Origin of the sequence: Myxococcus sp. AB056 (genome assembly GCF_006547365.1) — a bacterium.
Taxonomy (GTDB): Bacteria; Myxococcota; Myxococcia; order Myxococcales; family Myxococcaceae; genus Myxococcus; species Myxococcus virescens.
Window position 1 is genome coordinate 1 of record NZ_VHLB01000116.1, and the last position, 23,799, is coordinate 23,799.

The 23,799-nt window shown below is 69.8% G+C and carries 20 protein-coding genes and 1 pseudogene; 12 read left to right on the forward strand and 9 right to left on the reverse strand.

All coding sequences use genetic code 11. The annotated features are described in order from the left end of the window. Positions 1–94: 94 nt before the first annotated feature. Positions 95–1,294: pseudogene (locus tag FMP39_RS33025) on the reverse strand (DNA translocase FtsK 4TM domain-containing protein); the annotation flags it as partial. A gap of 214 nt (positions 1,295–1,508) precedes the next feature. On the opposite strand from FMP39_RS33025, the gene FMP39_RS33030 reads away from it, so the two are divergent. Genes FMP39_RS33030 through gatB form a run of 4 tightly spaced genes read left to right on the forward strand, consistent with a single transcriptional unit; the run spans position 1,509 to position 5,089 of the window. Next, on the forward strand, positions 1,509–1,844 hold the full coding sequence (locus FMP39_RS33030; protein ID WP_026113821.1) for a zf-TFIIB domain-containing protein: 336 nt from the start codon (positions 1,509–1,511) through the stop codon (positions 1,842–1,844). 6 nt (positions 1,845–1,850) lie between these two features. Next, positions 1,851–2,138 (forward strand): Asp-tRNA(Asn)/Glu-tRNA(Gln) amidotransferase subunit GatC, encoded by a 288-nt coding sequence (gene gatC / locus FMP39_RS33035; RefSeq protein WP_011551578.1) that lies wholly within the window; start codon positions 1,851–1,853, stop codon positions 2,136–2,138. 18 nt (positions 2,139–2,156) lie between these two features. Next, positions 2,157–3,617 carry an Asp-tRNA(Asn)/Glu-tRNA(Gln) amidotransferase subunit GatA gene (gene gatA, locus FMP39_RS33040; RefSeq protein ID WP_141594012.1) on the forward strand — a complete coding sequence of 487 codons (1,461 nt, stop codon included), beginning with the start codon at positions 2,157–2,159 and terminating at the stop codon, positions 3,615–3,617. Positions 3,618–3,649: 32 nt separating this feature from the next. Continuing rightward, complete coding sequence (gatB, locus tag FMP39_RS33045; RefSeq protein ID WP_141594013.1) at positions 3,650–5,089, forward strand: Asp-tRNA(Asn)/Glu-tRNA(Gln) amidotransferase subunit GatB; 1,440 nt, start codon at positions 3,650–3,652, stop codon at positions 5,087–5,089. On the opposite strand, the gene FMP39_RS33050 is transcribed toward gatB, so the two are convergent. Further along, a complete protein-coding gene (locus FMP39_RS33050; protein ID WP_141594014.1) occupies positions 5,086–6,120 on the reverse strand; it encodes a carbon-nitrogen hydrolase family protein in 1,035 nt (344 codons plus the stop codon). The two genes, gatB and FMP39_RS33050, sit on opposite strands and share 4 nt — an antisense overlap. 6 nt (positions 6,121–6,126) lie before the next feature. Next, positions 6,127–7,089, reverse strand: a complete 963-nt coding sequence (locus FMP39_RS33055; protein ID WP_141594015.1) for an isopenicillin N synthase family oxygenase — start codon at positions 7,087–7,089, stop codon at positions 6,127–6,129. 173 nt (positions 7,090–7,262) lie between these two features. Here FMP39_RS33055 and FMP39_RS33060 point away from each other — a divergent pair, with 173 nt between their 5' ends. After that, complete coding sequence (locus tag FMP39_RS33060) at positions 7,263–9,344, forward strand: serine/threonine-protein kinase (RefSeq protein WP_194858669.1); 2,082 nt, start codon at positions 7,263–7,265, stop codon at positions 9,342–9,344. Positions 9,345–9,393: 49 nt separating this feature from the next. On the opposite strand, the gene FMP39_RS33065 is transcribed toward FMP39_RS33060, so the two are convergent. Beyond that, positions 9,394–9,783, reverse strand: coding sequence for a hypothetical protein (locus FMP39_RS33065; RefSeq protein WP_141594017.1), 390 nt, complete (start codon positions 9,781–9,783; stop codon positions 9,394–9,396). A gap of 255 nt (positions 9,784–10,038) precedes the next feature. Between FMP39_RS33065 and rplU the strand changes: the two genes are divergently transcribed. The 7 genes from rplU to FMP39_RS33100 all read left to right on the forward strand — a co-directional run bounded on the left by rplU (position 10,039) and on the right by FMP39_RS33100 (position 16,238). Continuing rightward, a complete protein-coding gene (gene rplU, locus FMP39_RS33070; protein ID WP_026113820.1) occupies positions 10,039–10,347 on the forward strand; it encodes a 50S ribosomal protein L21 in 309 nt (102 codons plus the stop codon). 39 nt (positions 10,348–10,386) lie between these two features. Then, positions 10,387–10,662, forward strand: a complete 276-nt coding sequence (gene rpmA / locus FMP39_RS33075; protein ID WP_011551586.1) for a 50S ribosomal protein L27 — start codon at positions 10,387–10,389, stop codon at positions 10,660–10,662. Between the two features lie 126 nt (positions 10,663–10,788). Next, on the forward strand, positions 10,789–12,333 hold the full coding sequence (obgE, locus tag FMP39_RS33080; RefSeq protein ID WP_141594018.1) for a GTPase ObgE: 1,545 nt from the start codon (positions 10,789–10,791) through the stop codon (positions 12,331–12,333). 4 nt (positions 12,334–12,337) lie between these two features. Then, positions 12,338–13,015 (forward strand): RNA methyltransferase, encoded by a 678-nt coding sequence (locus FMP39_RS33085; protein ID WP_141594019.1) that lies wholly within the window; start codon positions 12,338–12,340, stop codon positions 13,013–13,015. Positions 13,016–13,062: 47 nt separating this feature from the next. Beyond that, on the forward strand, positions 13,063–13,791 hold the full coding sequence (locus FMP39_RS33090; protein ID WP_141594020.1) for an outer membrane lipoprotein carrier protein LolA: 729 nt from the start codon (positions 13,063–13,065) through the stop codon (positions 13,789–13,791). A 10-nt stretch (positions 13,792–13,801) separates the two neighbouring features. Continuing rightward, the gene (locus FMP39_RS33095) at positions 13,802–15,226 is read left to right on the forward strand and encodes a hypothetical protein (protein WP_228558542.1); all 1,425 of its coding nucleotides are present in this window, start codon (positions 13,802–13,804) and stop codon (positions 15,224–15,226) included. Between the two features lie 46 nt (positions 15,227–15,272). Next, positions 15,273–16,238 carry a hypothetical protein gene (locus tag FMP39_RS33100; protein WP_228558543.1) on the forward strand — a complete coding sequence of 322 codons (966 nt, stop codon included), beginning with the start codon at positions 15,273–15,275 and terminating at the stop codon, positions 16,236–16,238. A 30-nt stretch (positions 16,239–16,268) separates the two neighbouring features. On the opposite strand, the gene rimO is transcribed toward FMP39_RS33100, so the two are convergent. The 5 genes from rimO to FMP39_RS33125 form a co-directional block, all read right to left on the reverse strand. Beyond that, a complete protein-coding gene (gene rimO / locus FMP39_RS33105) occupies positions 16,269–17,699 on the reverse strand; it encodes a 30S ribosomal protein S12 methylthiotransferase RimO (RefSeq protein WP_141594023.1) in 1,431 nt (476 codons plus the stop codon). A 5-nt stretch (positions 17,700–17,704) separates the two neighbouring features. Then, a complete protein-coding gene (locus tag FMP39_RS33110; protein ID WP_194858670.1) occupies positions 17,705–18,808 on the reverse strand; it encodes a hypothetical protein in 1,104 nt (367 codons plus the stop codon). Between the two features lie 8 nt (positions 18,809–18,816). Beyond that, positions 18,817–19,314 (reverse strand): YajQ family cyclic di-GMP-binding protein, encoded by a 498-nt coding sequence (locus FMP39_RS33115; protein ID WP_141594025.1) that lies wholly within the window; start codon positions 19,312–19,314, stop codon positions 18,817–18,819. Positions 19,315–19,335: 21 nt separating this feature from the next. Continuing rightward, complete coding sequence (locus FMP39_RS33120; RefSeq protein WP_141594026.1) at positions 19,336–20,976, reverse strand: ribonuclease J; 1,641 nt, start codon at positions 20,974–20,976, stop codon at positions 19,336–19,338. A 189-nt stretch (positions 20,977–21,165) separates the two neighbouring features. Continuing rightward, the coding region (locus tag FMP39_RS33125) for a serine/threonine-protein kinase (RefSeq protein ID WP_141594027.1) at positions 21,166–23,799 on the reverse strand (2,634 nt) is incomplete at its 5' end.

Consider the following 23,799-nt stretch of genomic DNA (forward strand, 5'->3'; position numbering starts at 1 on the left):
AGCGCCAGCTCCAGCGAGCGAACGTGCTCGCTCACCACCGAGCGCGCCACGCCCAGGTGCTCCGCGGCGGCCTCGATGCTGCCCGCCTCCACGGGGGCGCGACAGGCTCGGCCTCCATGTCGGCCATGGGGACCGGCGCCGGGCCGGTGACGATGTTCGGCTTGCGGCGGGCGCGCGGCGTTTCGGTGCCGTCGGCGCCGTCCGCGGGAATGATGAGGTTGGGCGACGGCGGCAGGAAGGACGCGGCCCAGGCCGGGTCGGCACCGAGGGCCGGGCGCTTCTCCGCCTTCGCCGGCGCTTTCTCCGGAAGGGCCAGCACGGGCGCGGGGGCAGGGGGCAGCGAGTCGGCCTCGCGGGTCGGCGGGAGCAGTTTCTTCTCCAGCTTCTCCGCCTTCTCGCGCTCGCGGGACTCCTTGAGCGCCAGCTTCGCGGCAATGGCCTGCTCCTTCTCCTGCTGCTTCGACAGCCGGAAGGCCTCCTCCGCCATGGCCTCGGCCTCGGCGGCCTCGGCCTCTTCGGCCAGGCGCTCGGCTTCGGCGAGCTCTTCCTCGTCGGCCTCGAGCTGCGCGAGGAAGGCGGCCTCCTCCAGCTTCTCCTGGGCGGCGCGCTCCTGACGCTCCTGGTAGGCCACCTTCTGCGCCTCCCAGAACACGTTGGCGGATTCCTGGATGCGGCGGCCCACCACGCACATCCCGGCCCAGGCCAGCGAGCACAGCTTGAGGAAGGTGTACTGGGTGCCCACGATGAGGGCGGCCGCGCTGATGGCCGTCACCAGGATGACGGTGCCCACCGTGGAGAACAGGCCGGACATGATGCCGCCCAGGCTGGCGCCCAGCGCGCCACCCGGTGGGTGCGCCCAGCCCTTGTCACCGGCGAACATCAGCTGCGCCAGCACGGACACGCTGACCGTCAGCAGCGCCAGGCTGATGATTTGCGGTCCCCGCTTCCGGTCCCGGCTGCCCACGAAGAGCACCATGGCCGTGTAGATGCCGCCCACTGGGATGAGGTAGGCGCACACGCCCAGCAAGCCGCGCAGCGACTCCGCGATGAGGTGCCCCATGGGGCCCACCGCGTTGTTGAAGCCCGGGCCCACCCGGTCCTTCGCGTCGAAAGTGGCCACCGCCAGCAGGGCAATCAACGACGCCGCCAGCAGGAACACGCCGGTGATGGCTCGGGTCGTGACGTCTCCGCCCTTGCCGGCCTTCATCCGCTTGTCCGCCAGCGCCCTGCGGCGCGTCGCGATTTCCTGCCGGGACAAGACCGCCTTCTCCGCCCGACCCTTCTTCGCCGTCATGTCCGTCTTCCCTCTGCGCGTCTCAGCCGCGTAGCGGGCTGTAGCAATGCCCGCAGCGAGTGTAGGGAGGGCGGGGGACCGGTCAATTTTCCAGCCCAGGACGGGGAACCTACATTTCGGCTGCACCCCTCCCCAGAGGGGGTATGGTGCCGCCCAACATCGCCGCCCGGGCGCGCATGCCGCGCGGCGGCGGGACTTCGTGGAGGAACATCACATGGCCGACGCCCGTACCGACAAGCCGTCATCCACCGAGGAGGAGTACTTCGCCCGGGAGGAGATTGAGAAGAAGCGCAAGCTGGCCCTGGAGCAGGCCGCGGCGAGCGCGGCGCAGCAGCGCGAGGAGCTCAAGAAGCTCCACTGGATGAAGTGCCCCAAGTGCGGCATGGACCTCCAGACGCTGAAGCAGGGGAATGTCGAAATTGAGACCTGCTTCAACTGCCACGGCATCTTCCTGGACGCCGGGGAGCTGGACCAGTTGGTCGCCCAGCACGGCCACGAGGGCAGTGGCAAGGTGATGGGGGCCATCCTCAACCTCTTCAAGAAGAAGTAGGCCGCCGTGGCGCTCACGCTCGAGCAGGTGCGCCATGTGGCCACACTGGCGCGGCTGTCGCTGACTCCGGAAGAGGAGCAGCGCTTCACCACCCAGCTGTCCGCGGTGTTGGACGCGGTGGAGCAGCTCCAGTCGCTCGACGTGGAGGCCGTGGAGCCCACTTCCCACGCCACGCTCACGTCCTCACGGCTGCGTGAGGACGTGACGCGGCCGTCCCTGCCGCCAGAGAAGTCCCTGGCCAACGCGCCGGCGAAGTCGGACACGTCCTTCGCCGTGCCGAAAATCATCGAGTAGTCCCGGAGGTTCCACGCCATGCAGCTCACGGACCTCACGATGCTGGAGCTGGCCGCGAAGCTGGCCGCGGGAGAGGTCTCCTCCGAGGAGGCCACCCGCGCGAGCCTGGCGCGCATCCAGCAAGTGGACCCGAAGGTGCGCGCCTTCCTGCGCGTGGATGAAGCCGGTGCCCTGGCCGCCGCTCGCGCCAGTGACGTGCGCCGCAAGTCGGGCAGTCCCGCCAGTGCCCTGGACGGCGTGCCGTTGGGGCTCAAGGACATCTTCCTCACCGAGGGCGTGGAGACCACCGCCGGCTCGCGCATCCTGGAGGGCTTCGTTCCGCCCTATGACGCCACGGTGGTTCGCCTGCTGAAGGAGGCGGGCCTGCCGCTGGTGGGCAAGCTCAACATGGATGAGTTCGCGATGGGCTCATCCAACGAATCCAGCGCCTTCTTCCCCAGCCACAACCCGTGGGATGTGTCGCGCACGCCGGGCGGCTCGTCTGGTGGCTCGGCGGCGGCGGTGGCCGCGCGCGAGGTGTTCGGCGCGCTGGGCACGGACACGGGCGGCTCCATCCGCCAGCCCGCGGCGCTCACCAACACCGTGGGGCTGAAGCCCACCTACGGCCGGGTGTCGCGCTTTGGCGTCATCGCCTTCGCCTCGTCGCTGGACCAGCCGGGCCCCATGACGCGCACGGTGGCGGACGCGGCGGCGCTGCTCCAGGTGATTGCGCGGCCGGATGCGCAGGACGCGACGTCCGCGGACGCGCCCGTGCCGGACTACTCGGCGGACCTGGAGGCCGGCGTGCGGGGCCTGAAGCTGGGCGTTCCGCGCGAATACTTCACCGAGGGCATGGACCCGGAGGTGGAGGCCGCGGTGCGCGAGGCCCTGCTCGAGTACGAGCGTCTGGGCGCGACGCTGGTGGACGTGTCGCTGCCCCACACGAAGTACGCGCTGGCGACGTACTACCTCATCGCGCCCGCGGAGGCGTCCAGCAACCTGGCTCGCTACGATGGCGTGCGCTTCGGCCTGCGGGCGAAGGACGCGCGCAGCCTGCGGGACGTGTACGCGCTGACGCGGGAGCAGGGCTTCGGCGCGGAGGTGAAGCGCCGCATCATGCTGGGGACCTTCGCGCTGTCCTCCGGCTACTACGACGCCCACTACCTGCGCGCGCAGAAGGTTCGCACGCTCATCCGTGAGGACTTCACGCGGGCCTTCCAGCAGGTGGACGCGCTGCTGTCGCCCACCTCGCCGGTGCCGGCCTTCAAGCTGGGTGAGAAGGTGGAGGACCCGCTGTCCATGTACCTCATGGACATCTACACGCTGCCTTGCAACCTGGCGGGCCTGCCCGGCCTGTCAGTGCCCTGCGGCTTCACGAAGGCGGGCTTGCCCGTGGGCCTGCAGATTCTGGGACGGCCCTTCGACGAGGCTGGCCTGCTGCGCATTGCCCGCGCCTACGAGCGCGAGCACGACTTCTTCCGCCGCTCCGCGCCCCTGTAGGGCCCTCGAGCGTCCGCCCTGGTGACACCGCCATGCCCGTGAGCGATTTCCAGCCCGTCATCGGCCTCGAGGTCCACGCGCAGCTCCTCACGCAGTCCAAGATTTTCTGTGGCTGCTCCACCGCGTTCGGCGCCGAGCCCAACCGCAACACCTGCCCGGTGTGCCTGGGCATGCCCGGTGTGCTGCCGGTGCTCAACCAGCGCGTGGCGGAGTTCGCCGTGCGCACGGGCCTGGCGCTGGAGTGCACCATCCGTCCGACGAGCGTGTGGAGCCGGAAGAACTACTTCTATCCGGACCTGCCCAAGGGCTACCAGATTACGCAGTTCGACCAGCCCATCTGCGAACACGGGCGGCTCGTCATCGACACGCCGCAGGGCGAGAAGGCCATCCGCATCCTCCGCATCCACATGGAAGAGGACGCGGGCAAGAGCGTGCATGACGCCGGTGGGGGCCAGAGCCTGGTGGACCTCAACCGCGCGGGGGTGCCGCTGCTCGAAATCGTCAGCCAGCCGGACCTGCGCGACGCGGACGAGGCGGTGGAGTACCTCAAGGCGATGCGGGACGTGCTCGTCTACCTGGGCGTCAACGACGGCAACCTGGAGGAGGGGAGCTTCCGCTGCGATGCCAACGTGTCGGTGATGCCGAAGGGCTCCACCACGTTTGGCCAGCGCTGCGAGCTGAAGAACCTCAACTCGTTCCGCTTCCTCAAGCAGGCCATCGAGTACGAGATTGCCCGGCAGGTGGACGTCATCGAGTCGGGTGGCAAGGTGGTGCAGGAGACGCGCCTGTGGGACGTGAGCAAGGGCGTCACCCGCTCCATGCGCAGCAAGGAGGAGGCGCACGACTACCGGTACTTCCCGGAGCCGGACCTGCCGCCGCTGCACGTGAGCGCGGAGGCCATCGACGCCGCGGCGAAGGCGCTGCCGGAGCTGCCGCGCGCGAAGCTCCAGCGCTTCACCAGCCAGTACGGACTGCCCGCGTATGACGCCCGCATCCTCACCGCCGAGCGCCCGCTGGCCGACTACTTCGAGGCCTGCGCCGGGCACTACAAGGACTACAAGAAGCTCTCCAACTGGTTCCTCGGAGAGCTGATGCGCCTGCTGAAGGAAGAGGGCACGCCGCTGTCCGCGCTGCGCTTCACGCCAGCACAGCTGGGGGAGCTGCTGGGCGCTGTCGACCAGGGCACGGTGTCCGCCAACGCGGGCAAGGATGTGCTCGGGGAGATGTTCCGCACGGGCAAGGCGCCCGCGGACATCATCGCGGAGAAGGGCCTGGCCCAGGTGAGCGACACCGGCGCCATCGAGGCGGTGGTGGACGACATCCTCGCGAAGAACGCGGGGGAGATTGAGAAGTACCGCGCCGGCAAGAAGCAGGTGTTCGGTTTCTTCGTGGGCCAGGTGATGCGGGCCATGAAGGGCAAGGGCAACCCCGCCCTGGTCAACGAGCTGCTGAAGAAGAAGCTCGGCGACTAAGGCGTGCCGTGTGCCGCGGTGGGGACGATGGCGTGCACCACGTCCTCCTCCTGCGTCGTCTGGGCCTGGGCGAGCACGCGCACGTCGCCGGAGGCCGTGCGCTCCAGGATGTGTGAGGCGGCTTCGAAGGTGCTGCCGAGCAGACTGCCCACCTGCTGCGCGCTCACCACGTAGCGCACGTTCCGGAGCGTGCGGAGCTGCGCGGGCAGGCCTTCGTGTCGCCAGCGCTCGCCTTGGGCAGAGTGTGCCCACGGCCCGGCGTGGATGGCGGGATGGGCGAGGACATCCACTCGCATGGCGTCGAGGTACTGCGCGCAGGGGGCGAACCAGGGCTCGTCGCGGGTATGCGGCTGGGCGAAGCCGTCATAGCCGATGAGGGTCGCCAGCTTTCCGAAGGGCGTCTGGAGCACGGCCAGGTCCTCCGGGCGGCCAGGGCTCAGGTGCAGCCCGTCCTCCCAGGAGGGCACCAGGTTGGCCTTGCGCGCGGCCGCGACGCAGTTGCCTTCGGGCGAGAAGGTGTAGCTGGTGTTGTAGGTGCGCGCGCTGAAGGGTTCGAAGTCCGGCGAGCCCTCCCCCCGGCGGCCGGCGGGCAGCAGCGCACTGCCCGCCACCACCCACAGGCCGAAATCCCGCGCGATGCCAGAGAAGGTGTTCCACAGCGTCCGGTGCACGAGGGGCGCTCGCGCGGCGTAGATGCACTCCGTCAGCGACGGCGGCCGGAAGTCGCTCCAGGCATTCCACACGCCCCAGGCCTCGGAGAGGCGCACGCGTTTCAGTGCACCCTGGAGTGAGGTGCTTTGCCGCACGCGGTGCATGTGGCCCAGGAACAGCAGCGGTGCCCCCACCGACTCCGGCCACACGACGAGCGCTGGGGAGCGCGGCTGGCCGGACGCATCCCGGGCGCGCAGGGCATCCACCTTCGCGGCCAGCGCACGGTGTCGCGCGGCGAAGGCTGCCGGAGAGGCGTAGTCCTCCAGCGAGACGCGGGGCTGGAGGGCGAACAGTTCGACGAGGTCGGTGGCCGTGTCCACGGTGCGTTACTTCAGCAAGCCATTCTCGCGCAGCCGCTGCTTGAGGAAGGCATCCGCGGTGATGGGCGCGTGGCGCGCCGGGGTGTCCGCCGTCTGGGTGCAGGGCAGCGCCTGGAGCACGCAGTCCGCATAGGGATGGACGAAGAAGGGCATCGAGTAGCGCACCGTGTCCTCTTCCTTGCTGCGCGGGTTCACCACCCGGTGCGTGGTGGCGGGGATGATTTCGTTCGTCACGCGGCTGAGCATGTCGCCCGAGTCGACGACAATCTGTCCGCGCAGCGTGTCCACCGGCAGCCACTCCCCGTCGCGGGTGAGCAGCTCCAGGCCGGACGCCGTGCCCTCGCAGAGCAGGGTGATGAGGTTGATGTCCTCATGCTCGGCGGCGCGCACGCCCCCGGGGATGAAGCGCTCCTTCAGCGGCGGGTAGTGGATGAGCCGCAGCACGGAGTTGCCGTCCGTGGCCATGCCGCTGAAGGTGTTGCGCGCCACGCCGAAGTACTCGGCCAGCGCCTGGAGCATGACGCCCGCCGCGCCATCCAGCGCGTTGAAGAGCGACAGCGTGTGCTCGCGGAAGGTGGACACCTCGGTGGGCCACACGTTGGGGCCGTAGAGCGCGTGGTACTTGTGGTCAGGTGGCAGCTCGCGGCCCACGTGCCAGAACTCCTTCAGGTCTCCCACCTGGCGGTTCTTCGCGTGCTCCTGACCGTAGCCGATGTAGCCGCGCTGGCCGCCGTGCCCCGCCTGGGCGTACTGGGCCTTGGTGGCCTCAGGCAGGGCGAAGAAGCGCTCCACGTCCGTGTACGTGCGGCGGATGAGGCCGTCGTCGATGCCGTGGCCTTCCACCGTGACGAAGCCGAACTCCTTGATGCCGTCGCCGAACACCTGCACGAAGCGGGCGCGCTCCTGGGGCGTGCCCGTGCGGTAATGGGACAGGTTGACGACGGGGATGCGGCGCTGGGTTGGCGACATGGCGCCGCACTTTAACCACCGTGATGGATTGTCGGCACGCACAGCGTCCGCCAGAGGACCCTGTTCTGCGACCATGGCTTCGAGGGTGCGGCACCAGCGGACATCTGCCCTCATCCCCCGTGGAAGTCAGTGCTCCCGGAGTCCATGTTGGCGGGCAGGTTGGGGGGAGGCGGATGCCCGAGGTGAGCAGCGGTGGTGGGTGTGGGGCGTGTGGCCGGCGGCATGGGGCGGATGCCTCGTGTCCGACGCTGGTGCGTGCGGACGTGCGGGCCGGGGGAACGGCGCGTCCCAGGTGTGCCCCCGTGGTCGAGGCGCAGGACCCTCTGGTGGGCGTCCGGTGCGGCAGCTTCCGGCTGGTGCGGCGCCTGGGCCGGGGCGGCATGGGGGCCGTCTACCTGGGGGAGCACGTCTCCATTGGCAGCCGGGTCGCGGTGAAGGTGCTGCACGCGCACCTGACGATGTACCCGGAGCTGGTTCAGCGCTTCCATGCCGAGGCGCGGGCGGTGAATCTCATCGGCCACGAGAACATCGTGAGCATCTTCGACATGGATGCCACGCCGCCGCGCCCCTACCTCATCATGGAGTTCCTGGATGGGGCGCCGTTGTCCGCGTGGGTGGGGACGCCCCTGGCCGCGGGCGCGGTCGTCTCGGTGCTGTCGCAGGTGTGCGACGCGCTCCAGGCCGCGCATGCGCGAGGCATCGTCCACCGCGACCTGAAGCCGGACAACATCTTCCTGGTCCGGCGCAAGCGCAACGCGCCCTTCGTCAAGGTGCTGGACTTCGGCATCGCCAAGCTGGCGGACGCGCACATGCCCCAGACGCACGCGGGCATCATCGTGGGGACGCCCGAGTACATGGCCCCCGAGCAGTCCCTGGGGCGTGGCGTGGATGGCCGCGCGGACCTGTATGCGCTGGGCGTCATCGCCTACCAGCTCCTCACCGGCCGGCTTCCCTTCAACGACGAGGGACTGGCCGCGCAACTGGTGGCCCATCAGCTGCGGCCACCGCCGCCCCCCAGTTCGGTGTACCCGGCCGTGTCCGCCGCGTTGGAGCACGTCATCCTGCGCGCCCTGGCCAAGAAGCCCGAGGACCGATACGCCTCCATCGCGGCGTTCCGGAACGCGTTGCAGGTGGCGCTCGCCGAGCACGTGCGCGTGTCGGCGCGGAAGACGCGTCCCGGAGGACTCGCGGTGCTCGAGCGGGCGCCCGTCGCGCCAGTGATGCCCACCGAAGGCCCGTCGCGGGGGCGGCCTGGCGTGGACGCGCGGGCGGGGCAGGTGCCTTCATCGCTCGCGAGCACGGCCCAGCGGCGTCTTGCCCCCGCCGTGCCGGCGGCGCCCCGAGCCTCCCTCGTGGAAGTGCCGGTGCAGGTCGTGCTGCGGCCAGGGGAAAGTGCTGTGCGGCTCAGGGGCAGTGGCCTCTCCCGGGGCGGCTTGTTCCTTCACGGTGGGCGCGTACTGCCGCCGTTGTGCTCGCGGCTTCCCGTGGTGCTGGAGCTGGCGTCCGGGCCCCTGTCGGTCATGTGTGAAGTGGTGCGGGTCGTTCCGCCCGCGCAGGCGCGCGTCTGGGGGATGCCCACCGGCTTCGGCGTCCAGTTCGTGGAGGCCACCGCCGTGCTCAAGGCCGCCGTGGATGCGCTCCTCCAGGGCGAGCCGGTACGTGCCGTCCCGCAAGTGCCGCTCACGGAAGACCCGGCCGTGGCGCGCTTGCTGGAGGCCTGGCGTCAGCGCTCGGCGGGGGACGCGTATGCGGTGCTGGCGCTGGAGCCTGACTCGGACATGGGCACGGTGCGCCTGCGGACCCGCGAGGCCTGGCGCTCGCTGGAGTCCCTGGAGCAGCACTCGCTGACGCCTCCCCAACGCGCGCAGGTGGATGCGTTGCGCGTCCGCGTCCGCGAGGCGGCCGAGGCCTTGGGCGCCACGGTGCAGCGGGCCCTCTACGACGCCTGGCGCGGCAATCATCGCGGGGTGGCGAAGTGCCTGGAGGCGGGGCTCACGGCCGAGCAGTTGGAGTCCCTGCGGCGGGAGTTCCTGGCGCGCAGGCCCCAGGCCATGGGCACGGCGCGGATCCACTTCCAGTCTGGTGGCGCGCTGGAGCGCGACGGCCAGCTCTCCCAGGCGCTGGATCAGTACGAACGAGGGCTGAAGCTCGCGCCGCTGGAGGTGGACATGCTCCAGCGCTATCGCAGGCTCCGCCGGGTGCTGGGCGGGCGGGCGACGGCGCCGACCGGACATGACAGGGCCCGGTCACCTTGAAGAAGGCGCCGGGCCCGGGAGCACTTCCTGGATGGAAGGCCACTTGAAATTACGGCTCTTCGTCCAGGTCCTCCAGGGAAACAGCGGTCCGGCAGGCCTGGCTGAGCCCGTAGACTTGTGCCGCGCAGCCGAACAGCTCACCAAAGTACTGCATCTCGTTGCCCTCGGAGCAGGTGTTGACCCTGTCCAGGCACTTGATGGCTCCCTCTATCTTTTCCTTGTCGCTATCGGTGCACTGATCGAGGCCGCGCTTGCATTGCTGGATGGCGGCGTCCAGCTCATTGTCCGATAGCCCAGTAACTCCACAGGCACGGCCCTTTTTGTCGACCTCGTTGCTGCTGTTGTGCAGGTCTTCGCAAAGGTCATCATCGCCACCGCCACAGCCGGTGCCGAAGGCAAGGGCGCTGCTGGCGATGAGGCCGATTAGGAGCTTCTTCATGGTAGTCCCCCTTTGGACGAGGTTGTCGGGCTGGCGCGCGAAAGGGCGGCCGAAAGCCCGGGTGCTGAGTTAGCATTGACCCAGGGGGTGGGTAAACAGCCGGGGAGTGGCCGTCTGATCCTTCAACCACCTTGACTCCCCAGGGTATCTCCCGTAAATCCCGCCGCCTTTGGCGCGATTGGATGGTCCACCCGTCCGAAATGCGCGGTCGATTCCACGGGTTGACCCAACCCGACAGATGACAGGGGTTTGACGATGTACGCAGTGATTCGCACGGGCGGGAAGCAATACCGCGTCGCCGAGGGCGATGTGGTCCGGATCGAGAAGATCGCGGGCGACGTCGGGGCCGAAGTGACCTTCACGGAGATTCTGCTGGTCGGTGGTTCGGAGAGCCCGAAGGTGGGCCAGCCGACCGTTGCCGGCGCGAAGGTCGTGGGCAAGGTCCTGGCGCAGGACAAGCACCGCCGCGTCCTCCACTTTCGGAAGGAGAAGGAGGGCTGGACCCGCCGCCGCGGTCACCGTCAGCCGTACACCGAGGTGAAGGTCACCTCCATCGCCGGCTAGTCCGGGCGGTTTCACCTCAAACTTCAGGAGCACGGTGTCATGGCTCATAAAAAAGGACAGGGTTCTTCGCGCAACGGTCGCGATTCCAACCCGCAGTATCGTGGCGTGAAGGTGTACGGCGGTGAGACGGTGTCGGCGGGCAGCATTCTCGTTCGCCAGGTCGGCACGGTCATCCACGCCGGCGCCAACGTGAAGCTCGGCCGCGACTTCACCCTCTACTCGGTGGTGGACGGCGTGGTGAAGTACGAGCGCCTGGGCCGCGACCGGAAGAAGGTTTCGGTCTACCCGGCCGCCGCTGAGCAGGCGAGCGCCTGACGGCTAGCTGGCCCTTGAGGCCGGCAACCGTGCGGCACCCACGAGCGGGTCGCTTCTCCAGTCCACGCGCCCTTCCGGCAGCGGGATGCGAGGGCGGCCCGCTCTTTGTTTATCCAGGAGTCCCAGATGAAGTTCGTCGACGAGGTCCGCATCTTCGTGAAGGCGGGGGATGGCGGCAACGGCGCCGTCTCGTTCCGGCGGGAGAAGTACATCGAGCGCGGTGGTCCCAATGGTGGGGACGGCGGCAACGGGGGCTCCGTCGTCTTCGTGGCGGATCCACAGCTCACCACGCTGCTTGACTACCGCTACCAGCAGCACCACCGCGCCAGGAATGGCGAGCACGGCATGGGCAGCGACTGTAACGGTCGCGCCGCCGAGGACATGGTGCTCAAGGTGCCCGTGGGCACGCTGGTGAAGGACGCCAACACCGGGGAGCTGCTGGTGGACCTCAGCGAGGCTGGCCAGCGCTGGGTGGCGGCGAAGGGCGGGCGCGGTGGCCTGGGCAACATGAACTTCGCCACCTCCACCCGGCAGACGCCGCGCTTCGCCCAGGATGGGACGAAGGGCGAGGAGCTGACGCTCCGGCTGGAGCTGAAGCTGCTGGCGGACGTGGGACTGCTGGGCTTCCCCAACGCGGGCAAGAGCACGTTCATCTCTCGCGTGAGCCGGGCGCGGCCGAAGGTCGCCGACTATCCCTTCACCACGCTGGTCCCCAACCTGGGCATGGTCCAGTACAAGGACGGCCTGTCCTTCGTGATGGCGGACATCCCCGGCATCATCGAGGGCGCCAGCGAGGGCGTGGGCCTGGGGCACCAGTTCCTGCGCCACGTGGAGCGGTGCAAGGTGCTGATCCACCTCATCGACATGGGGGCGGAGGGCGAGGGCCGCTCGCCGCTGCACGACTTCGACGTGCTCAACGCGGAGCTGGGCAAGTACAGCCCGGAGCTGGCGTCCAAGCCGCAGGTGGTGGCGGCCAACAAGTTGGATCTGCCCGACGCGCAGGCCCGGCTGGAGGGCTTCACGGAGGCGCTGCGTGAGCGCGGCATCCGTGTGTATCCCGTGTCCTGCGCCACCGGCGAGGGCATGCAGCCGCTGATGGACTCCGTGGCGGAGGTGCTGTTCACGGGGCGCACCGAGAAGCTCCACGTGGAGATTCCCGCCAAGGCGGCTCGGGCGGGGAAGGCGAAGGCGAAGGCCGCGGAGAAGAAGGCATCGGCTTCCTCGGCGGGCGCCGCGACGGCGAAGGCCGCGGCGAAGAAGGCTCCGGCTCGCAAGGCGGGCGCAGCTGCGGCGACGAAGAAGTCTGCGGCTGAGAAGAAGGCCGTGACGAAGAAGTCTGCGGCTGTGAAGAAGGCCGTGACGAAGAAGGCTCCGGCTCGGAAGGCGGGCGCAGCGGCGAAGACGTCCGCAGCGCGCAAGGCGGGCACGGCTGCGGCGAAGAAGTCCGCGGCGAAGAATGCCTCGACCCGCAAGTCGGGCACTGGGACCGCGAAGAAGGCCGCGTCGAAGAAGGCCCCAGCTCGCAAGTCGGGCACCGCGCCCGTGAAGAAGTCCGCCGCGAAGAAGGCATCCGCGCGCAAGAGCGGCTCGTCGGGCAAGGCCGCCGCGAAGAAGGCATCCGCGGCCACGAGGCGTGCTCCGGCGCGCAAGTCGGGCGGCGGGAGGAGCTGAGTCCATGTCGGGTGGTGGTGCGCGCTACGAGCGCTATGAGCGGGAGCAGTTCGAGCCGGAGCAGTTCCTGCTCGACGTGCGCAAGGAGAAGATTGATCGCGTCGTCAGTCACCGGACGCGCAACTTCACGGTGGTCCTGGACCGGCTGGAGGACAGCTTCAACATGGCCGCGGTGCTTCGCACCTGCGAGTCCATGGGCGTTCAGGAAGTCCACATCATCATCAACCCGGAAGCTCCCTTCGTTCCCAACTCGAGGGTGGCCCAGGGCTGCGACAAGTGGCTGGACGTGAAGCTGTACAAGACGTTCGCCGAGTGCCGCGAGCACCTGAAGTCCCGTGGCTTCTCGCTGTATGCCTCCGCCATCCAGGACGGGGCCACCAGCCTCTACACCCTGCGCTTCGACGGGAAGATGGCGCTGGTGTTCGGCAACGAGCGGCGCGGCGTGAGCGAGGACGTGCTGGCCGGCGTGGACGGCACGTTCTGGGTCCCCATGAAGGGTTTCAGCCAGAGCCTCAACATCTCCGCCGCGGCGTCCGCCTGCATCAGCCGGGCGATTGCCTGGCGGGACGAGCACCTGGGCCAGTCAGGGGACCTGTCTCCCGAGGATGCCCAGGCCCTGCGCGAGCGCTTCTACGTGCTGGCCATCAAACAGAGGAAGCGCCTGTTCAAGAAGGCCCCGTGAATGCCGGGGCTCAGGCCCCGTCGGGATGGGTTAGATGGAGGTACGCCATGTTCTTCGAAGCCCTGCTCGCTACGCTCCTGTCCGCCCCTGCCACCCCTGCCGCCACCCCGGTGAAGCCCGCTCCGACGGTTCAGGCCGCCGCGCCCGCGCCCGCGGCCCCCGCCGCCGCGAAGCCGATGACGCCGGAAGTGAAGTCCCTGGTGGACCGGATGCAGGCCTTCTACGAGAAGACCGGTGACTTCCGCGCGGGCTTCCGCCAGGACTACAAGTACAAGACCTTCCGGCGCACGCAGACGTCCGAAGGCACCGTCACGTACAAGAAGCCCGGCCTGATGCGTTGGGAGTACCTGAAGCCTTCGCCGCGCACCTTCGTGCTGGCGGGCAACAAGGTGTACGCGTACGACCCGGCGGCGCAGAGCCTCACCGTGGCCAACGTGGACACCAGCCAGCTCTCCGCGTCGGTGACGTTCCTCTTCGGCCAGGGAAAGCTCGCGGACGAGTTCAACATCACCAAGGGCGCCTGCAAGGACTGCAAGGGCACGCTGCTGGTGTTGGATCCGCTGAAGAACGAGCCGCGCTTCCGCCAGGTGCGCCTGGAGGTGGATCCATCCACGGCCCAGGTGCTCAAGAGCACGGTGGTGGACCCGGACGGCAGTGAGAACACCATCTCCTTCCTCAACCTGAAGACGAACGTGGGCCTCGACGCGGACAGCTTCAAGCTGGACGTGCCGGACGACACTCGCGTGGATGACTTCACGAAGGCGAAGAAGCAGTAACCTGCGGAGCGTGCGTCGCGCGTTTCTGCTGATGGGGTGGATGGGGCTGGCCGGGACCGGGTGCCATCGGGAACCGGCCGCCAGCGCCGAGCGTCCGCAAGGCTTCCACGGTCAGACGCTGCCGCTGCTGGCCTCGCCCGCGCTGCGGCTCACCGTGGCGGGCCAACTGGGGACGCGGCCCGTGCCGGTGGTGTTGGACGTGGCGCGGCCACTCTCGCTCGTGTCGCGAGGCTGCTTCGACGGCGCGCTTCCCGCCCCTGAAGGCACCATCCGCGCGCCCGAGCCCGCCGGAGGTTTCCGCTCCTGGCCCGTGGTGCCCTTGCCCGCCTTCTCGGTGGGCCCGGTGCGGTCGCCTGTGCGCACCGCGGGCTTGTCCGGCGAGAAGGTCTGCGCCGTGACGCTGGGCGCGGATGTCCTGGAGTTCTACGCGCTCACCGTGGACCCACTGCGGCGGGAAGTGACCTTCACCACCTCTCGCCCGCGCGCGGACTACGTCGCGGAAGCGGCGGCCACGGAGGCCTCGCGCGAGGTGCACGTGGTGGAGCTCAGCCGCGAGCCGCTGGGCGATTGGCCCCTGCTGGCCGCGCGGATGACGCAGGGCGGAGCGGAGCTCACGGGCCCCTTCGTCCTTGGCTCGCGCGAGCCCTTCTCGCGAGTGTCCGTGCGGCTCGCCGAGGCACAAGGGCTTCAGCCGCTCGAGACGGCCGCAAACCTGCCGCCGCGGACCTTCGCGCTGGACGCAGTGGAGGTGGCCGAGGGGCTGGGTGTCCGCCCGCTGGTGGTGGAGGCTGCTGGGCGCTGGGACTCGCCGAGCAGCCTGGGCCGCCTGGGGCCGGATGTCTGGGGGCGCTTCACCGCGACGCTGGACGCAAAGGGCGGGGCCCTGGTGCTGCGGCGCCCCCGCGTCCGGTCGCCAGAAGGCTCTGCCACCAGCCATTGTGCCGCGCCCGATGGCTCCTTCCGCGAGGAGGCTTGTTACGGCCTGCATGTGCGGCGTGAGCCGGATGGCAGCGTCTCAATCAGCGGCGCCGTGTACCGGGACCTGCCAGAAGGAGGGCGGCTTCACCTGGAGCCGCTGGGGCCGGACGGGCAGAAGCTGGTGAGCGGCTGTGGCGTAGGGCTGAGCTTCCCCTCCACCAGCAGGGGCCTGACGACGCAGCACCGCGTGCCCTGGCGCTCGCTGGCGCAGTCGCTGCCTGCCTGCCATGCGGCGCTGTCCACCGCGCGCGACTTCACGCTGGGCCTGTTCGAGGAGGGCCGCCAGCCCGAGTGCCCCACGGCCTGTGCCTTCGTCACGGAGACGGCCTCTCGCCGCACCGTGTGTGAGTGTCAGCCCACGCCGCTGGGTGAGGGCGTGGCCATGCCGGCGCGAGGCGCTCCCTCGCGTGAGCCCCCGCCTGAGGAGCGGGAGCTGGAGCCGGAAGACCCCCGTTAGCGTTGCCTGGACAGGGGCGGGGGTGCTGCGCTCTCCTCTGGCGCACATGCGCCCGTCTCCCACCGAGTTCGACCGTCAGTACACCGAACAGCGCCGCTCCATCGAGCTGGCCCGCCGCTACCTGGAAAAGGAGGGCGTCTCGCGGATGTACGACGCCCTCTCCAAGGAAGTGGAGCGGGGCCGGTTGTCCGTGCAGGACGCAAGTGGCGCCATCCGCTTCGGATTGCTGGCCGTCATCGAACGCGTCGCGGAGCGCGTGGGCCACACGCACTACGTCGACATGTTGAAGGACGAGGAGATGCTGAATGCGCTTCGCTCCTCGCTGGACGACATCTGCCGGCGCAAGGGCGTGGACACCTTCGAGTTCCGCCAGCAGTGGGCTCACACCAACCTCCAGGCCGTGCTGCGTGACTGGCACCTGGTAGTGCACGAGGAGCGGGGCCGGCAGCGCTACGAGGTGGCGGCGGACCTGGCCCGGCGCCTGGTGAAGGAGACGCCGGGAACGGTGCTGGCGGAGACGCTGAAGTTGCCCGCGGACGCGTTCGTGTTGCTCGTGTCGCCCGAGGCGGGGCTCGTGGGCCTCGGTCCAGAGGGTGCGCCCGCGCCCGTCACCGAAATCTACGCGGTGGAGTCGCCCGCGCCCGAGGGCAAGGCGTGGTTCCTGTGGCTCAGCATGCGGGACGCGGGGAACCGCGCGGCCCGGGCGCTCATCAACGTCTACCTGCAGGACGGGAAGACGCTGGATGACGCCATCGCCTTCACCCGGGAGCAGGGCGGCCCTCAGCAGGACGCGGGCTGGGAGGACTGCTGCCGACTGCTCGCGGGCGTGGCGCGGCACCTGGCCGAGGGTGGGCCCGTGCGCGAGGTCTGGTACGACGCCACGGCGCGCGAGCTCCACGAGAAGCTGGCGGCGACGCCGAAGTCGGCGAAGGCGGACCGGGAGAAGCTGCGCGAGCGCCTGCGCGCCGTCAGCCCGGGACGCACCCTGGTGCTGGAGGAGCCCTCGCGCTGAGGGCTCCCGCGGCGTCCGGGGCCTTCGCGCCTACTCCGCGCGAGGGGCCGGACGCTGCATCACCGACACGGGCAGCGGAGCCGGGTGCGCGTCGCGCGCGGTGTGCTCGCGCTGCTTCGGGTCCGGGCGCTCCACCACGCGGGCGACCAGGTCGTAGTCGTGGGCTTCCGTCACCTCCACGGTGACAATCTCCCCCGGGTACGCCAGTCCGTCGTTGATGTAGACCATGCCGTCGATGTCCGGCGCCTGACCCTGGTGGCGGCCCACCAGCAGGTGCTCCGTCTCCGGCGCGGGGCCTTCCACGAGCACCTCCAGGCGCTTGCCCACGAGCTTCTTGTTCTGCTCGCGGTTGATGCGCTTCTGGATGGCCATGACCTCGCGCCAGCGGCGCTCGATGATTTTCTGCGGCACCTTGTCCGGCAGGTCGTAGGCGGCGGTGCCCTCTTCGTCGGAGTACTGGAAGACGCCCAGGCGCTCGAAGCGCTGCGTCTTCACGAACTCCTTCAGCATCTCGAAGTCCTCTTCCGTCTCGCCCGGCAGGCCGACGATGAGCGAGGTGCGCATCACCAGGCCGGGCACGCGCTCCCGCAGCTTGGTCAGCAGGCCCTTGAGGAACTCCGAGTTGCGGCCGCGCTTCATGGACAGCAGCAGCTTGTCGCTGACGTGCTGCACGGGCATGTCCAGGTAGCGGGCAATCTTCGGCTCCGAGGCCATCACCTCGATGAGCTCGTCCGGGAAGATGCGCGGGTAGGCGTAGTGGAGGCGAATCCACTTCACGTCCACCTGCACCAGCGCCTTGAGCAAATCATGCAGCTTCGGCCGGCCCGGCAGGTCATGCCCGTAGGCCGTCAAATCCTGCGCGACGAGGTTCAGCTCCTGCACGCCGCTGTCCGCCAACTGCTTCGCCTCGGCGACAATGTCGTCGATGGGCCGCGAGCGCTGCCCGCCGCGCAGGGTGGGGATGATGCAGAAGGCGCAGGCGTTGTCGCAGCCCTCGGAAATCTTGAGGTACGCCGTGTACTTCGGCATCGAGTTGATGCGCGGCGTATTGGCGTCGTGGATGTAGTCCGGATCCGGAATCACCTGACGCGGCGAGGCCTCGGCGGCCAGCAGGTCACCAATCTGGGCGTAGGCGCTGGTGCCCAGGAAGTGGTCGACCTCCGGCATCTCCTTCGACAGCTCCTCGCCGTAGCGCTGGGACAAGCAGCCCGTCACCACCAGCGTCTTGCAGGCGCCGGACTTCTTCAGCTCGGCCATCTCCAGGATGGAGTCCACCGACTCCTGCTTGGCGGGACCGATGAAGGCGCACGTGTTGACGACGATGACCTGGGCGTCGGACGCCTCTTGCACCAGCGTGTAGCCGCGGTGGCGCAGCGTGCCCAGCATCACCTCGGAGTCCACCCGGTTCTTCGGGCAGCCGAGGGTCATCATGTACAGGCTCTTGGGGGTGGTGGTTTCCACTGCGTCTACCGCTTTCCGAGTTCGGTTCGCGAGAAGTGGGTCCCACTCCAGGCGAAGTTGATGGACGTGCCGTTCGAGTAACGGATGGACAGCACGCCCTCTTCTTCCAGTTCCACCGACGACGTGCGCCCCAGCGCGCAGGTAGCGGCCGGCCACTCGAGCACCCGGCGCGCTGTCTTCCCGGTCACCAGGTAGAGGCCCAACCGCAGCTCGTCATCGGCGTCACATTGACCGGCGACGGCATACGGATTCTTCCCGGTCACGACCGTGACGATGCGTCCGCCGTCCTCCAGGGTGAGCGTATCCGGCACGTTCAGGTCCACGGACGAGGGAACGACGGCGTCCGGCGCCACCAGGCCGCGCAGCGAGGCAGGCGTCAGCTCGTCGTCCGCCTGGGCCCAGGCCGGGTAGCTCATGTAGTCCCAGCCCAGCAGTCCGTCCTCCCTGGGCTCGAGCGAGGTGACGTTCTCCGGCAGCTTCAGCTTGAGGCCCTTGCGAGGCTCGTCCGGCAGGCGCAGCGCGTCACCCACCATGGTGCCGCTCTGGCAGTTGGAGATGGACGTGGCCTTGCCGTCCGCGCTGTCCCGGTCCTCGTAGGTGAGGCACAGGTCCATCACCAGCGGGTCCACGGCGGGAAAGCGGGGGAAGGCGCGCATCGGCACCGACGCCATCAGCAGCAGCGTGTTGCCCTGGCGCTGCACGGCGGCCGTCACCAGGTCCTGCGCGAACTGCGGCGTGCCGCTCTCCGCCCCGGACGCGCGCTTGCCATCGAAGGCGAAGCGCCACGTGTAGCCGCTGGCGGTGGGGCCGGTGCCCGGGAAGTAGAGGGACAGGGTGAGCAGGTCCCCGGCCTGGAGCTGGTCGTCGGTGGCTTCCACGCCGACGTACAGCGTGTCCTTGCGCGCGCCCACCTTGGCGGTGAACGAGGCGGTGGCACCCTCCACGGCGACGGGCTTGAGCACCATCGGCGACGCGAAGGCCTTGAGCCCACCCTGGATGCGCGGGGGCTTGGCGAGGGAGGGAACCGGCTTGGAAGGACGGTCCGCCTGGGCGGACGCCACGCCCGGGGCGCAGAACAGGAGGCAGAAGGACAGGGCGGCAGCGCGCATGGGCCTCTTCAATCGCGGAAGTTGGTGAACTGCATGTCCAGCTTCAGCCGGTCCTGCTCCTTGCGGAACAGGGCGATGGCCGCCTGGAGGTCATCCCGGTTCTTGCCGGTGACGCGAAGCTGGTCGGCCTGGATGGAGCCCTGGACCTTCATCTTCGAGTCCTTCAGCAGCTTCACCAGCTCCTTGGACTTCTCCACCGGGATGCCCTGCTGGAGCTTGATGGTCTGCTTCACGTTGTGAAGGCCCGTCTTCTCGATGTCGCCGTACTCCAGGGTGAACAGGCTGATGTTCCGCTTGGCCAGCTTCGTCAGGAGGACTTCCTTGGCGGCCTGGACGCGGTCTTCGCTGTTGGCCTTCACGGTGATGGCGGTATGGTCCGGGGCCAGCACCACGTCGGCATGGGCGCCCTGGAAGTCGTACCGCGTGCTGAGCTCCTTCTTGGTCTGGTTGACCGCGTTGTCGAGCTCAGCGAGGTCGATTTTCGAGACGACGTCGAAGGATGGCATGGGCAGCGGCCCTTACCATACCTACACCCGGACGACCAAGGGCACCACCAGGGTACGCTTGGACGTGTACGCCTTGAAGGCCCGGCGTACGACCCGGGTGAGTTCCTCTCTCACCAGGGCGTCATCGCCCCGGAGGGCGGGGGACAGTTCCTCGAAGAGCGCTCGCGCTTCCTGGGCCACCCGGGGGAGCTGTGCCTGTTCGTCCACGGACAGCCCCTGTCCGGACAACTGGGGCCCCGCCACCAGCTTCAGGGAGTCCCGCTGGATGACCACCACCGCGGCCACCAAGCCCGTCTCCGACAGCCGGATGCGCTCCTGGAGCGTGTCGGACGTCACCAGGCCGGGGCCGAACCGGTCCTTGAGGATGCGTCCGGACGGGACGCTGCCGGTGAAGCGCCCCCGGCCTTCCTCGAAGGTGACGACGTCGCCGTCCTGCGCCAGCAGGCACTGGGCGGGCTCCAAGCCGGACTCGCGCGCGGTGAGCAGGTGCTTGTGCAGGTGGCGGCCCTCGCCGTGGACGGGGATGAAGTGGGCCGGGCGCACCAGGTCCAGCACGCGCCGCTGCTGGGGCTGGCTGGCGTGGCCGGAGACGTGGATGCCCGGCTCCACCTGGGCGTAGGCGACCTTGGCCCCGCGCCACTGGAGCGCGTCGATGAGGGCCCCCACGGAGCGCTCGTTGCCGGGGATGGCCCGCGAGCTGAGCACCACCAGGTCGCCGGGATTCAGCCTCACGGGGCCGTCCCCCGACGCGAGCTGGGACAGCCCGGCCCGGGGCTCGCCCTGGGCGCCGGTGGTCAGCACCAGCACCCGCTGCGCGGGCAGCGCCGGCACCGTGTCCACGTGGACGAAGAGCGAGTCGGGCACGTCCAGGTAGCCCATCTCCCGCGCCATCTCCACGTTGCGCAGCATGCTGCGGCCCTGCAGGGCGACCTTGCGCCCCAGCCGCTCCGCCAGCGCCAGCAGGTGCCGCACCCGGTGGAGGTTGGAGGAGAAGAGGGCGACGATGATGCGGCCGGTGGCGCCCTGGAAGAGGCGCTCGAAGGTCTGCTCCACCACGCGCTCGCTGCCCGTCTCCTCCGTCACCTCGGAGTTGGTGGAGTCGGAGAGGAGGCACAGCACGCCTTCCTCGCCGGCCTCGCCCCAGCGCTCCAGGTCCGTGCGCAGCCCGTCGATGGGGTCCGGGTCCAGCTTGAAGTCGCCGGTGTGGATGAGGGTGCCTTCGGGCGTGCGCAGGATGTAGCCCACCGCGTCCGGCACGGTGTGCGTGACGCGGCTGGCCTCCACGCGGAAGGCCGTGCCCACGGGGAAGGGCTCGCGCGGCTCGATTTCGCGCAGGTCCGCCTCGATGCCCAGCTCCTCCAGCCGGTGGCGCGCCATGGCCAGCGTGAAGCGCGTGCCGTAGACGGGGACGGGCACCTCGTTGAGCAGGTAGGGCAGGGCGCCCAGGTGGTCTTCGTGGCCATGGGTGAGCAGCACGCCCTTGAGCTGCGCGGCGTTCTGCTTCAGGTGGCTGAAGTCCGGAATGATGATGTCCACGCCGGGCATCCCCGCGGAGGGGAACATCAGCCCGGCGTCGATGAGCAGCATCTCCCCACGGCAGGCGATGACCATGGAGTTGAGGCCGATTTCGCCCAGGCCGCCCAGGGGAATGACGTGAAGCATTGGGTGAAGTCTAGCGGTGGAAAGTGACGGAAGCCCCCGAGAATGGGCGTGAGCCGCGTCCGCCTGTCTGGCGGCCCTCGGGGTGACTTCATCGGATGTGGATGGAACGCTCCCAGGCGTTATCGCGTTCCGGCTTGAGGATGTGTGTGGAGGGGCGTGATTTCGGTGGATGTGGGCCCTGGCTGTGGCTCAGCGCCGCCGGCGCCGGAGGTCCTGGAGCCAGTTGCGGACGGAGCTGGCCTCCAGGGCGTAGGTGGGCTCCTCGGCTGCGTAGAAGTGCAGGGCCTGGTTGGCCAGCCCCCGGGCGCGGGGCCCGTCCTGCTTCACCAGCGTTTGGGCCAGGGCGAAGCGGGTGCTCGCGAGGTCCTCGGCCGGGCCCGGATGGGCGGTACGAAGCGCCAAGGCGCGCTCCAGCGTGGCGCGGGCCTCGTGGCTCTTGCCCAGGGCGTGCAGGGCCAGGCCCAGCGTGGTGAGCGGGCCGGCCGTGTCCAGGTGGTCCTTCTGAAAGGCCTCGTAGGCCGCGATGCTCCGGCGGGCGTAGTCCATTGCGTCGCGCGGCTTTCCCTCGCGCAGGGCCAGCGCGCCGAGCAGGGCCAGGTCGGTGGCGGTCTCCGGATGCTCGGGGCCGTAGGCCTTCAGGTCCACCGCGAGCGCGCGCTCGCGCAGGGGGCGGGCCTCTGCGTTGCGGCCGAGCGCTTCCAGGGCCTCCGCCAGGTTGTTGAGCGGATAGCTCAGCGTGGCGCTGTCGTGTCCCAGCGACTGCTCCTCCAGGTGGATGGCGCGCTGGAGGTAGGGGAGGGCCTCCTCGAAGCGGCGGACGATGACCAGGTGGTAGCCCATGGCGTTGGCCGCCATGGCCGTCTGAGGGTGGTCCGGACCGAGCACGCGCTCCGTGGTCTCCAGCACGCGGTGCAGCAGGCCCATGGCGCGCTCCGTCTCGGGCGTGCGGGACAGGGCCGCGGCCTGGTTGCGGAGCGACTCCAACGTGAGCAGGTGCTCGGGGCCCACCTCCTGCTCGCGCAGCGCCGCGGAGCGGCCAAAGGCCTCCACTGCCTGGGCGTACTGGCCTCGGAGGAAGGCGTTGCGGCCCAGGCTCGTCTGGAGCAAGGCCTCCAATTCGGAGGCACCGCCCGCGCGCTGGATGGACGCGCGTGCCTGCTCCACCGTCCAGGACTCCAGGGTGGGGTCGGAGGCGACGGCGGTCACCAACCGCGCCGACGCGCGCGCCGCCAGGTGGTCATGGCGGTGCGCCTGCGCGGTGAAGAGGGATTCCCGCAGGGCCGCGGCGGCGCGAGCGTCATCCCCCGCGACGAGCCCGAGCCGGCCCTCCAGCTCCAGCGCCTCCGCCAGCACCGGCCCGTAGCCGAGCTGCCGCGCCTCGGACAGCACCGCCTTCGCTTCTTCCTGCGCCTGGGGGTAGCGGCCGGCGTCCACCAGGGCCGTGGCCCGGTCCACCCGGGCGCGCAGGGCCTCCACCTGCTGCCGCTGCCCCTCGGGTTCCGACAGGCCCCGCCAGAGCGCGTCCACGTCCGCGCAGGCGGAGATGGGAGGCAGTCGCTGGGCCGCGTCCGGTGCGGCGTTCAGCGCCTCCGCATCCGTCTGCGCGAGCACGCCTGTCAAGGCCACCAGGGCCGAGTGGCGCCGGTCCAGGCACGCCATGCGCAGCGCGAGCACGTGGTCCGACTGGTGGCCCTGAACCCGGGTGGCCTCGCAGGCCTCGCGGTGCATGCGCGTCCAATCGTGCGCGAAGCCATCCAGGGTCGTCGCCACGCGTTCGAAGGCGGCGGAGGCGTGGACCTTGCCCGTGGCGGCGAAGGCCTTCTGGATTTCCGCCCGGCGTGCCGTGTCCCAGACGCCGGTGAGCCGGGACTCGGCATCCGGACACGGGCCGTCCCGCTGCGAGCCCACCAGCAGCCAGGTGACGGCGACCACGCTGTTGAGCAGCATGGACGCTGCGGCCACCGCGCCACGGCGGCGCCAGGCCGCCAGCGGGTCCGCGCCCAGTGCATCCAGCAGCACGCCCATGGACGGGAAGCGCGCTTCGGGAGCCGGGGACAGGCCCCGCGTCACGGCGCGCAGCACCCACGTGGGGACGCGGCTGCCCCGAGGTGGCGGGCGCACGCGGCCGGCGCGGGCTTCCTCCAAGTAGTCATCCGGGCGCTTGCCGTTGAAGGGAAGCTGTCCGTAGAGGGCTTCGTAGAGGGACGCGCAGAAGCTGAACTGGTCCCCGCGCGCGTCGATGCGCCCATCTTCGTGCTGCTCGGGCGGCATGTACGCGGGCGTGCCCATGACGAGCCCGGCCTCGGTGAGCGCCGTCTGGAGCAGGTCTTCCGGGGCGAGGCGCGGCAGCGCGGGCGTGGTGCCCCGGCCCGCCTCGGCCGCGTCGAGGTCCGCGGTGGTGCGGGCCAGCCCGAAGTCCGTCACCTGCGCCCGGCCCTCCTTGCTGACCAGCACGTTGGCGGGCTTGAAGTCCCGGTGGACCAGACCCGCGGCATGTGCGGCGGCGAGCCCTCGGCCCGCCTGGCGGAAGATGTCGAGCACCTCTCGCCAGGTGCGGTGCTCGGCGCGGAGCCAGTGGCGCAGGGACAGGCCGTCCACCCGCTCCATGGCGATGAAGACGCGCCCCGCGAACGTGCCCGCGTCGTAGACGGAGACCACGTTCGGGTGAGACAGCCGCGCCATCGCCTGGGCTTCGCGAAGCAGCCGGGACGAGCCGTCCGAGCGCGCCGCCGGGTTGGCGTCCGGGTGCAGCAGCTTGATGGCCACGCGCCGGTGCAGCTCCGGGTCATAGGCACTGTAGACAGCGCCCATGCCACCCGCGCC